Annotated in this window: 8 protein-coding genes and 1 pseudogene; 7 read left to right on the forward strand and 2 right to left on the reverse strand. The window is 73.1% G+C overall.

Annotation, left to right across the window (positions count from 1 at the left end):
* Positions 1-6 precede the first annotated feature (6 nt).
* Positions 7-798 (forward strand): EcsC family protein, encoded by a 792-nt coding sequence (locus tag ACFT41_RS12465; RefSeq protein WP_377590319.1) that lies wholly within the window; start codon positions 7-9, stop codon positions 796-798.
* A gap of 36 nt (positions 799-834) precedes the next feature.
* Here the strand turns inward: ACFT41_RS12465 and ACFT41_RS12470 are convergent, their stop codons facing one another.
* Positions 835-1,683 carry a GDSL-type esterase/lipase family protein gene (locus ACFT41_RS12470; RefSeq protein ID WP_377590321.1) on the reverse strand — a complete coding sequence of 283 codons (849 nt, stop codon included), beginning with the start codon at positions 1,681-1,683 and terminating at the stop codon, positions 835-837.
* A gap of 207 nt (positions 1,684-1,890) precedes the next feature.
* Between ACFT41_RS12470 and ACFT41_RS12475 the strand changes: the two genes are divergently transcribed.
* The 5 genes from ACFT41_RS12475 to ACFT41_RS12495 all read left to right on the forward strand — a co-directional run bounded on the left by ACFT41_RS12475 (position 1,891) and on the right by ACFT41_RS12495 (position 6,901).
* A complete protein-coding gene (locus tag ACFT41_RS12475) occupies positions 1,891-2,154 on the forward strand; it encodes a DUF6343 family protein (protein WP_377590323.1) in 264 nt (87 codons plus the stop codon).
* A 12-nt stretch (positions 2,155-2,166) separates the two neighbouring features.
* Complete coding sequence (locus ACFT41_RS12480; protein WP_377590325.1) at positions 2,167-3,579, forward strand: NADP-dependent succinic semialdehyde dehydrogenase; 1,413 nt, start codon at positions 2,167-2,169, stop codon at positions 3,577-3,579.
* A gap of 125 nt (positions 3,580-3,704) precedes the next feature.
* Positions 3,705-5,279, forward strand: a complete 1,575-nt coding sequence (locus ACFT41_RS12485) for a Na+/H+ antiporter (RefSeq protein WP_377590115.1) — start codon at positions 3,705-3,707, stop codon at positions 5,277-5,279.
* A complete protein-coding gene (locus tag ACFT41_RS12490; RefSeq protein ID WP_377590117.1) occupies positions 5,276-5,533 on the forward strand; it encodes a UBP-type zinc finger domain-containing protein in 258 nt (85 codons plus the stop codon). The genes ACFT41_RS12485 and ACFT41_RS12490 overlap by 4 nt, the downstream gene beginning before the upstream one ends.
* An 87-nt stretch (positions 5,534-5,620) precedes the next feature.
* On the forward strand, positions 5,621-6,901 hold the full coding sequence (locus ACFT41_RS12495; RefSeq protein WP_377590119.1) for a snapalysin family zinc-dependent metalloprotease: 1,281 nt from the start codon (positions 5,621-5,623) through the stop codon (positions 6,899-6,901).
* Positions 6,902-6,981: 80 nt separating this feature from the next.
* On the opposite strand, the gene ACFT41_RS12500 is transcribed toward ACFT41_RS12495, so the two are convergent.
* Positions 6,982-9,603, reverse strand: coding sequence for a glycoside hydrolase family 9 protein (locus ACFT41_RS12500; protein WP_377590120.1), 2,622 nt, complete (start codon positions 9,601-9,603; stop codon positions 6,982-6,984).
* A 209-nt stretch (positions 9,604-9,812) separates the two neighbouring features.
* On the opposite strand from ACFT41_RS12500, the pseudogene ACFT41_RS12505 reads away from it, so the two are divergent.
* A pseudogene (locus ACFT41_RS12505) lies at positions 9,813-10,535 on the forward strand (PP2C family protein-serine/threonine phosphatase); the annotation flags it as partial.
* Positions 10,536-10,700 lie beyond the last annotated feature (165 nt).

Raw genomic sequence — 10,700 nt, forward strand, 5'->3', positions numbered from 1 at the left:
GCCTCCGTGACCGACTCCGCCCCCGTCGACGGCCAGCCCACCGTTCCCCTGCCGGTCCCGCCGCTTCCGGGACCCCCGGCACCGCCGGAGGCGGCACCGGGGGTCCCGTCGGTCGCCGCCGAGGAGGCCCCGGAGGTGCCGCCGGCCCGGCTCTGGGACCGCATGCGGGAGGACCCGCAGTACGCGCCGGAACACCTGGCCCTGGAGGCGGTGCGCCGCCTCGGGCCCGAAGCGGCCCGGTGGGCCGCCCGCGCGCGGGCGGAGCGGCCGGGCGCCCCGACGGAGGAGCTGGCCGAGCAGGCGGTCCGCCGGTTCGTCAACCGGGCCCGGCTCTCCGGGGCGGTCTCCGGCGCGGCCGGGCTCCCCGGCGCGGTGATCGACATCGGGGTGCTCGCCTGGACCCAGGCGCGGATGGTCCTGCACATCGCGGCGGCGCACGGGATCGACCCGACGCACCCGGACCGGGCCACCGACCTGCTGGTGCTGCAGAAGGTGCACAAGGTCGCCGAGACCGCCCGCCTGGCGCTGGGGGTGGCCGCCGGGCGGGAGCGCGCCGGTGCGCTCTTCGGCTCGGGCGGGCAGGCCGCGCTCGGCAAGGTGATGGTGCAGCTGGGCGTCCGGCTGGCCCAGATGGCCGGGGTCCGCGCGGCGAAGCGGATCTTCGCCAAGGTGATTCCGGGGGCCGCGATCATCCTCGGCACCTGGGTGAACTCGTCGGCGACCAAGGATCTGGCCGAGCGGTCACGGCAGCTCTACCGCAGCATGGGCCCGGCCGGGGGCGTCCCCCGGCCCCGCTGACCGGGCGCCGCTGACCCGGCTCCAGACCGGGCCACGTCAGTCGAAGCCGGCGGCGCTCCAGGTCACGTCGGCCAGCCGACCCTGGCCGGCGACGTTGGGGTGGAACCAGTCCAGCGCGTTGACCAGGTCGAGGGTGAAGCGGACGCGGTGCACCGCCCCGCCGTCGTAGCGGCACCGCGAGCCGTACGCCCGGCAGGCCGACTTCAACTGGGCGTTGTACGCGTCGATGCGGTCCCGCACCTTCGCCCGTCGCGTCACGTCGCCGGGCGCGGTCGAGGTCGCGTCGGCCAGCAGCGCGGGGCACACCCCGTGCCCCCACGCCCGCACCGCCCGGGAGTCGGTGTGCCCGACCTCCCAGAGCCGGTACAGGTCGGGGACGCTGACCACCAGCACCCGTGCCTTGGGGCGGCCCTTGCGCAGCACCCGCAGCCCCTCGTCCACCTGCTTGCGGAACGTCGCCGCGGAGGTCATCGCGTCGACGTCGTCGCGGCACGCGTCGTTCGCGCCGATCAGCACCGTCACGTAGTCGGCGCGGTCGCGGACGGCCGCCTCGGCCTGCCCGGCCAGCGCCGCGGCCAGCGCGCCCGGCTTGGCGTGGTTGTGCGCCGCGCCGCGCAGCTTGGGGTCGCGGTCGAGCAGCCGCTGGTAGTGGCTGTCCACCCGCAGCCCGTCACCGGTGGACCAGGAGTTGCGCTCGCACGAGCTGAGCATCAGGCAGGAGCCGAAGCCGGTGCTGATCGAGTCGCCGAGGGCGGCCATCACGGCCGGCGTGCCCGGGGCCGGTGACCCGCCCGACGGCCGGGGGCTGGCCTCGCCGCCGCTCTCGCAGGCGAGCGCGACCAGGGCCAGCAGGCAGGCGACGGCGGCGACCCAGCGTCGAGGCATCTTCCCCAGTCCCGCTTCCCCAGTCCCGTTGTCCCGTCGCGTGGCGGAGTGCGACAGTCAGCCAACCCTACGTGCGCCACCGGCGCGGGCGGTGGCCTGCTGTCGGCTTTCCGGCACTCGACGGCCCGGACGTTCCCGCGTGTGGTATTCGGCTCGGCCGCGCCCCGGTGCCCGGTTAACCGGGCCGATCGGGGGTAGCTCGCAGGGATGACGAGATCGCAGCCCCGCCGCGCCCGCGGCACCGTGGGCCACGCGTACAGCGCGTTGAACCTCCGCCTCGTGCTCGCCGGCTTCGGGCTCGTGACCATGGTGATCTTCGCCGTGCTGGCGGTGTGGGCCGACGTGGGGTGGCTCGGCGTCGTCTGCGCGTTCCTCGCGGTCGTGGCCGCGGTCGACCTGGTCGTCATCCAGCGCCGCCGTGCCGTGCGCCGCCGGGAATCCCCGGGCGCGCGGCACTCGCTGTTCGAGTGACAGGAGTACGAGATGTCCATCGCCACCACCAACCCCGCCACCGGACAGGTGCTCAAGTCGTACGACCCCATGTCGGACGCGCAGCTCGACGCCGCCATCGGGCAGGCCGACCTGGCGTTTGCGGACCTGCGCCGGACCACCGTCGCCCAGCGGGGCCGGTGGCTGACCGCCGCCGCCGACCTGCTCGACGCCGAGCGCGACGAGACCGCCCGGCTGATGACCACGGAGATGGGCAAGACGTACGCCGCCGCGCAGGCCGAGGTCACCAAGTGCGCTTCGGCGTGCCGGTTCTACGCCGCCCACGCCGAGCGGATGCTCGCCGACGAGCCCGCCGACGCCCGCGCCGTGAAGGCCGCCCGCGCCTTCGTGCGGTACCAGCCGCTCGGGCCGGTGCTGGCGGTGATGCCGTGGAACTTCCCGCTCTGGCAGGTCATGCGGTTCGCCGCGCCGGCCCTGATGGCCGGCAACACCGGCCTGCTCAAGCACGCCTCGAACGTGCCGCAGACCGCCCTGTACCTGGAGGACCTGTTTCGGCGCGCCGGCTTCGGTGACGGGTGCTTCACCACCCTGCTGGTCGGCTCGGACGCCGTCGACCGGATCCTGCGCGACCCCCGGGTACGCGCCGCGACCCTGACCGGCAGCGAGGGCGCCGGCCGGTCCATCGCCCAGATCGCCGGCCGGGAGCTGAAGAAGACCGTGCTGGAGCTGGGCGGCAGCGACCCGTTCGTGGTGATGCCGTCGGCCGACCTGGACCGGGCGGCCGAGGTCGCCACCACCGCCCGGTGCCAGAACAACGGCCAGTCCTGCATCGCCGCCAAGCGGTTCATCGTGCACACCGACGTCTTCGACGCGTTCGCGCAGCGGTTCGCCGCGAACATGGCCGCGCTGCGGGTCGGCGACCCGATGGACCCCGCCACCGACGTCGGCCCGCTGGCCAGCGAACGCGGCCGCGACGAGATCCACGCCCAGGTCCGCGACGCGGTCGAGCGGGGCGCCACCGTCCTGTGCGGCGGCGAGAAGCCGGCCGGGGAGGGCTGGTTCTACCCGCCGACCGTGGTCACCGACCTGCGGCCGGAGATGCGGATGTGGTGGGAGGAGGTGTTCGGGCCGGTCGCGGGGCTGTTCCGGGTGTCGTCGTACGCCGAGGCGGTCGAGGTGGCCAACGGGACCGCCTTCGGCCTCGGCGCGAACGCCTGGACCAGCGATCCGCAGGAGCAGGAGCGCTTCGCCACCGACCTGGACGCCGGCAACGTCTTCGTCAACGGGATGACCACCTCCTTCCCCGAGCTGCCGTTCGGCGGTGTGAAGAACTCCGGGTACGGCCGCGAGCTGTCCGCGCTGGGCATGCGCGAGTTCTGCAACACCAAGACCGTCTGGATGGGGCGGGGCGAGGCGACGGCCGGCGCCGGGGCGCACGCCGAGTAGCGCAGGCGGCTTGTCAAGAAGGGGCCCCTGCTCTACCGAATGCGTCAACAGGGGGCCCTTCCTTGCGCCGAAACTGCGGGCCGTGTGACCGGTGCGCGCCGGGTGGGGTCCTAGGCTCGTACCCCATGGAGTCCCTGTTCGAGGTCGTCGTCTTCCTCGCCATCGCGACGCTCGGCGCGGCGCTGGCCCGCAGGCTCGGGCTGCTCGCGCCGATCCTGCTCGTGGTGGTCGGCCTCGCGCTCTCCTTCGTGCCCGGCTTCCCCCAGGTCCGGCTGGAACCGGACCTGGTGCTGGTGGGCATCCTGCCGCCGCTGCTGTACGTGGCGGCCCTGGAGACGTCGGTGCCGGCGTTCAGGCGCAACCTGCGGCCGATCCTGCTGCTCGCCGTCGGGCTGGTGATCTTCACCGCGTTCGCGGTCGGCCTCGTGGTGCATCTGCTGCTGCCGGCGGTGCCGTTCGCCGTCTGCCTGGCCCTCGGCGCGGTGGTCGCCCCGCCGGACGCGGTCGCGGCTACCGCCGTGGCCCGCCGGATCGGCCTGCCCCGCCGGGTGGTGACCATCCTGGAGGGCGAGAGCCTGATCAACGACGCCACCGCGCTGGTGCTGCTGCGGGTGGCCACCATGGCGACGGTCGGCACCTCGGTCGGGGTCCGCGACGTGGCCTGGGAGGTGCTGATCGCCACCGGCGGCGGCATCGTGATGGGCCTGCTCGGGGTGGTGGTCTTCGGGTTCCTGCACAAGCGGATCACCGACCCGCTGCTGGACAACGCGGTGTCGCTGATCGTGCCGTTCGCGGTGGTCTTCGCCGCCGAGGAGATCCACGCCTCCGGGGTGGTCGCCGTGGTGGTAACCGGGCTCGGGATCGGGCACAAGATGCCGCTGCTGATGTCGGCGGCGTCCCGGCTGCAGATCGGTGCGTTCTGGCGGCTGGTCCGGTTCCTGCTGGAGGGGCTGGTCTTCCTGCTGGTCGGCCTCCAACTGCGCGAGGTGCTGCGGGACTTGGACGAGCCGCTGGGCTTCCTCGCCGCCATCACCGGCGCGGTGCTGCTCACCGTCTTCGTGACCCGGTTCGTCTGGCTCTTCCCGGCCACCTACCTGGCCCGCCTGGTGCCCCGGGTGCGGCAGCGGGACCCGGCCCCGCCGGTGAAGTTCCCCATCGTCATCGGCTGGGCCGGGATGCGGGGGGTGGTCACCCTGGCCGCCGCGCTGGCCCTGCCGCTGACCCTCGCGCAGGACCGCCCCTATCCCCGGCAGCTGTTCATCTGGCTGGCCTTCGCGGTGATCGTGGTGACGCTGGTCGGCCAGGGCGCGACCCTGCCGGCGGTGGCGCGCCGGCTGAAGCTGCCGCCGGACGACCCGGTGCAGGACGCGCTCTCGGCCGCGGGCGTCCAGCAGCAGGCCAGCCGCGCCGCCCGGGAGCGGCTCGACGAGCTGGCCGAGTCGGCGCCGACGGCGGTCGTGGAGCGGCTGCGCCGGGTGTCGCAGGAGCGCACCAACCTGGCGTGGGAGCGGCTCGGCGGCACCGAGCGGGAGACGCCGTCGCAGGCGTACGGTCGGCTGCGGCAGGAGATGATCGACGCGGAGCGGGAGGTGTTCCGGGCCGCCCGCGACTCCGGCCGGATACCCGAGGAGGCGCTGGTGCAGGCGTACTTCGACCTGGACCTGGAGGAGTCGCTGCTGCGGCGGAAGGGTGAGTCATGAGCTGCGAGCACCTGACGGAGGCGGGCACGGCCGAGCCTCGGACCACGACCCAGTGCCCGGACTGCGTTGCCGTCGGCAACGACGACTGGGTGCACCTGCGGTCCTGCCTGACCTGCGGGCACGTGGGCTGCTGCGACTCGTCGCCGTACCAGCACGCGTCGAAGCACTTCGCGGCCACCGGCCACCCCGTGATGCGGTCGATCCAGCCGGGGGAGGCGTGGCGCTGGTGCTTCGTCGACGAGGAGATCGGCTGAGCCCACGTCGCAGGTGAGGTGGAGCGCACGGGCTCCGGGCACAGTGGACGGTCGGCCGGCCGACGTGGCTCGTATGACGCAGCCGCTATGCGCGGATCGACCGGACCCGATCTAATATCGACGCACATCGATGATGGCGGCGGCTGCCGCCGTGACATCCGAGGAGTGCGTGTGATCCGACGACAACTGCTGCGTACGGCGGGAGCCGTGGTCGCGGCCGTCCTGGCCGCCGCCGGCGTGCTGGCCGCGACCGCCACCAGCGCCTCCGCCGTCCGCACCGTCTACTACGACGCGAGCCGGGCCGGCGAGTTCCGCACCAACTTCGACCAGGCCGCCCAGATCTGGAACAGCAACGTCAGCACCGTCCGGCTGCTGCCCGCCACCCCCGGCAACATCACCATCTACGTCGACAACGGCTGGCCCCGGGCGCAGACGACCTCGCTCGGCAACGGGCGGGTGTGGATGGGCTGGGAGGCGGTGAACCAGGGCTACGACCGGACCCGGATCGCCACCCACGAGATCGGCCACATCCTCGGCCTGCCCGACAAGCGCACCGGCCTCTGCTCCGACCTGATGTCGGGCAGCAGCGCGCCGGTGTCCTGCACCAACGCGATCCCCAGCGCCGCCGAGGCGTCCCGGGTCAACCAGCTCTTCGCCGGCCGCCTCGCCGCCTCGGCGACCGCCGGGAAGACGTACGTCTGGAACGGCGACGACACCGGCGGCGAGATCACGCCGAACGTCGTCGGCGGCGTCACCGCCTCGGAGAACTACTCCTTCCTGGTCTACAGCTCCGGCTGCACCGCATCGCTGATCAAGGCCAACTGGGTGGTCACCGCGAAGCACTGCCCGACGCCGGCCACGGTGCGGGTGGGCAGCACCAACCGCACCAGCGGCGGCACCGTCGTCGGGGTGAGCCGGGCGGTCAACCACCCCACCATCGACGTGAAGCTGTTCCAGCTCGCCAGCTCGGTCAGCTACGCGCCGGCCCCGATCCCGACCACCTCGGGCGCGGTCGGCACGGCCACCCGGATCATCGGCTGGGGCCAGACCTGCCCGACCCAGGGCTGCGGCTCCGCGCCGACGGTGGCCCGCGAGCTGGACACCTCGATCGTGGCCGACAGCCGGTGCAGCGGCATCAACGCCACGTACGAGATCTGCACCAACAACACCGGCGGCGTCGCCGGGGCCTGCTACGGCGACTCGGGCGGCCCGCAGGTGCGCAAGGTCAACGGGGTGTGGAACCTGATCGGCGCGACCAGCCGGGCCGGGAACAACAACCCGACCTGCGCCACCGGCCCGTCCATCTACGGTGACCTGCCGTCGATCCGCTCCTGGATCAACACGCAGGTCGGCGGCCTGCCCGCCTGATCCGGAGCACCACCTGCCGGCCGGAACACCGAAAGGGGTGGTCTCCCACGCGGGAGGCCACCCCTTTCCGGCAGAACGGGTCAGGACAGGGCGCAGGGCGAACCGTTGACCGTGACCAGGCCCGGTGCCGGGTTCGCGCCGCCGGCCGTGGTCGCGTTGAAGCCGAACGTCGTGCTGCCGCCCGGGTCGATCCGGGCGTTGTACGACTCGTTCTTGGCCGTCACGGTGGCCCCGGACTGGGTCACCTTCGCCATCCACGCCTCCCGCACCTTCTGGTCACCGGTGAAGGCGAACCTTGCGGTCCAGCCGTTCACCACGGCGGTGCCGGAGTTGCGGATGGTCACCTGGGCGGTGAACCCGGTGCCGCCGTGCCAGGTGCCGTAGTTGTCGTACGACACCGAGCAGGTGGGCGCCGGCACGGCCGCCGCGTCGTCCTGGTCGGCGAGGAACGAGGCCAGCCAGGTCAGCGCCGAGTTCCAGTTGATCGCGATCTCGTTCGTCGAGTACGAGTTGATGTCGTCGACATAGCAGAACATCGGCTTGCAGCCGGCGAGCAGGTTCGACGAGAACGGGTCCTGGAGGCCGGCGTTGGCGCCACCGGCGAGGGAACCGGCGGGCGGGTTGGGCGAAGCGGGGTCGAACTGGTTGGCGTACATCCGGCTGTGCTGGTTGCGCGCGGCGTGCTCGCCCCACCCGGTCACGTACGAGATGTTGAGCGCGTTGCGGCCGAACAGGTAGTCCGCCGCCTGCACGGCCCCGTCGCGGTACTTCGCGTCGCGGGTCAGGTCGAAGGCGGTGCCCAGCACGACCGCGTTGTTGGTGATGTTGCCGTTGGCGCCCCAGAAGTAGCTGTTGGCGTCGCCGGGCATCGGCAGCCCGTACGCCTGGCCGGCGGCGATCTCCAGGTAACGGTCGGCGGCTGCGGTCACCGAGGCGCGCACCCGGTTGCGCTCGGCGGTCGGCAGGCCACTGGGAACGGTGGCCAGGTCGAGCCGGCCCAGCGCGGCGACGCCCTGCCAGCCGAAGCCCTGGTCGCCGAAGACCGCGCCGGTGTGGTGCTTCGAGGCGGTCAGGTCGGTCAGGTACGCGGCCTCGCCGGTGGTCAGGAACAGCTCGGCCGCGGCCCAGTAGAACTCGTCGCTGACGTCGACGTCGTCGTACGTGCCGCCGCCGGTGCCGTCGGTGGGGCTGGCGTAGCTCGCCGGGTGGGCCTTGGCCGCCGCGTACGCGGTCTTCGCGGCGGTGCCGCAGCGGGTGGCGAACGCCGCGTCGTACGGGGCGAACAGCCGGGCGCACTGGGCGGCGACGGCGGCCAGGTTGAGCGTGGCGGCCGTGGACGGCGGGTGCAGCTCGCGCGGCTGCGGGTCGGCGGCCGGGTCGAGCGGCAGGCCCGTCCAGTTCTTGTCGTGGATCTTGTGGTGGGCCATCCCGGCCAGCGGCTTGCCGGCCGGCACCTGCATGCGCAGCAGGAACTCCAGCTCCCAGCGGGCCTCGTCGAGGATGTCCGGCACGGCGTTGCCGCGTTCGGGCACCCGCAGGGTGCTGTCGCCCAGCGCCGCGCCGGCGTCGGCGGTGGCCGCCGTCTTGGTCCGCTCGAAGGTGTTCAGCAGCTGGTAGGTGGCGATGCCGCCGTTGACCACGTACTTGCCGTGGTCGCCCGCGTCGTACCAGCCGCCGCGCACGTCCAGGGAGTAGTCGCAGACCCCCGGCTGGCAGGGCACGCTGGTGTCGCCCTGGTTGGGGGCGACGCCGAGGTGGCCGGCGGCGCGGGCGTACTCCTCGCCGACCAGGTCGCCGTCGATGGCGATGCCGCTGCGCTGGATGTAGAAGAACTGGAGGGCGTCGCTGCGCAGCTTGTCGTAGAGGGTGCCGGAGATGTCGAACGGGTGGCTGGTCTCGCCGTCGGCGACGAGCGTGTAGCCGGTGCCCGGCGTCCGGTACGACGAGAAGTCGATGGTCTGCACGTTCTGCCCGGACGCCTCGTCGACCCCGCGTGGCTTGCTCTGCCCGCTGGCCACCACCGCGCCGGCGGCGGAGCGCAGCTGCCAGGCGAACGGGGTGGTGGCCTCGGTGACCACGGTGGCGCTCTTCGGCCCGCCCGGCAGGTAGCCGACCTGGTTGACCCGCACCCGGGGGCCGGTGTCCGGCTCGTACGGCTCCGGCGGCTCGCCGCCGCGCAGCGAGACGTTGTCCAGGCAGATGGTCTGCTCGGCGGCGGCCCCGCCGACCTGGAAGATGATCTGCGCGCTCGGGTTGTCCTCGCTCGCGGTGAACGTCTTGGTGAAGTGCGCGCTGGTGCCGGTGGCGGCGGCGTCCACGCTGGCGTACTGCGTGTAGGGGGCGGCCCCGAGCTGGAGCACGGCCTTGACGTTCGCCCCGGGGGTGGCGGTGATGTCGAAGGACAGCTCGTATTCGGCGCCGGCGGTCAGCGGCACGGCGTCCTCGCCGATGCCGGCGTCCCACGGGTTGGCCAGCCCGCCGGCCACGGTGGCGCAGAGCCGGCCGTCGGTCACCCCGAGCGGGCCGGTGCCGTACGAGAACCAGGGGGAGACGCCCTCGCTGAAGTCGCCGTTCTTCAGCTGCTCGGGGGCGTCCGGTGGGACCTCGGCGTGGGCCACGCCGGCGGTGGTGCCGGTGAGGGCCAGGGTGGTCGCCGCGGCGAGTGCCGCGAGGCGGCGTCGACGTCGTCGGGATGGCGTCACGGGGGATCCTTCCGGGGGACGGGGCTGCACCGATGCTGGGAGCGCTCCCACTATCGACCTGATATTTCCAGCGGGTGTCTGCCGTGTCAATTGAGGTCGCTGAATAAGATTGGGTCGGCCCGGCCCGTCGCGTGAGATTCGCCGCGCCACGCGGCGTCGTCGCGATCTCCTAGAGACAACTGCGCCCTCCAACTGGCAGGCTGCGTGCCATGACCCTGAAGCTGCGTTCCGTCGGGGCGAGCGACCGCGGGCTGATCCGCAGCGGCAACCAGGACGCCCTGCACTCCGGCACCTGGCTCGTCGCCGTCGCCGACGGCATGGGCGGGATGGCCGCCGGCGACCTGGCCAGCCGCATCGCGATCGACGCGGTCGGACCCCTGGACCTGGCCACACCCGAGGACGCCCTCGTCGCCGCCCTGCAGAGCGGCATCGAGCAGGCGACCGCGCAGATCGCCCAGGCGGTGCGCGAGGACCCCGAGCGGCAGGGCATGGGCACCACCCTGACCGCCCTGCTCTTCGCCCGCACCGGAAGCGCCCTCGCCCTCGCCCACGTCGGCGACTCCCGCGCCTACCTCTACCGGGAGGGGGTGCTCAAGCAGATCACCCGGGACGACACCTTCGTGCAGATGCTCGTCGACCAGGGCCTGATCACCCCCGACCAGGCCGCGAGCCACCCCCGCCGGGCCGTGGTCACCCAGGCGTTGCAGGGCGGGGAGGTCTCCCCGACGTACGCGACGATGGTGCCCCGGGCCGGCGACCGCTGGCTGCTGTGCAGCGACGGCCTGTCCAACGTGGTCCGTCCGGACACCCTCGCCGAGGTGCTGGCCGGGCACCCGGACCGGGACGGGTGCGCCCGGCGGCTGATCGACCTGGCGCTGCGCGCCGGCGGCCCCGACAACGTCACCGTCGTCATCGCCGACGTGGTCGCCGAGATCATCCGGGTGATGGGTCTGCGCTGGGCGGTCGAGGACTGCTTCGAGACCGCGAAGTCCGACTGCGGACTCGACCACTACGAAGTCCGCACCTGGGACGCCTCACAGCCCTCTCACAATGACTGACAAGGCCATCGCTGACAGTGCAGAACATGCGGGGTACTC

This window comes from Micromonospora sp. NPDC057141, assembly GCF_042670805.1.
In the GTDB taxonomy this organism is placed as follows: Bacteria; Actinomycetota; Actinomycetes; order Mycobacteriales; family Micromonosporaceae; genus Micromonospora.

What these genes read in the sequence shown, in the direction of transcription:
- ACFT41_RS12485 (WP_377590115.1), top strand. Translation starts at nt 3,705, where the DNA reads ATGGAGTCCCTGTTCGAGGTCGTCGTCTTCCTCGCCATCGCGACGCTC.
- ACFT41_RS12490 (WP_377590117.1), top strand. Translation starts at nt 5,276, where the DNA reads ATGAGCTGCGAGCACCTGACGGAGGCGGGCACGGCCGAGCCTCGGACC.
- ACFT41_RS12475 (WP_377590323.1), top strand. Translation starts at nt 1,891, where the DNA reads ATGACGAGATCGCAGCCCCGCCGCGCCCGCGGCACCGTGGGCCACGCG.
- ACFT41_RS12480 (WP_377590325.1), top strand. Translation starts at nt 2,167, where the DNA reads ATGTCCATCGCCACCACCAACCCCGCCACCGGACAGGTGCTCAAGTCG.
- ACFT41_RS12495 (WP_377590119.1), top strand. Translation starts at nt 5,621, where the DNA reads ATGCGCGGATCGACCGGACCCGATCTAATATCGACGCACATCGATGAT.
- ACFT41_RS12470 (WP_377590321.1), bottom strand. Translation starts at nt 1,683, where the DNA reads ATGCCTCGACGCTGGGTCGCCGCCGTCGCCTGCCTGCTGGCCCTGGTC.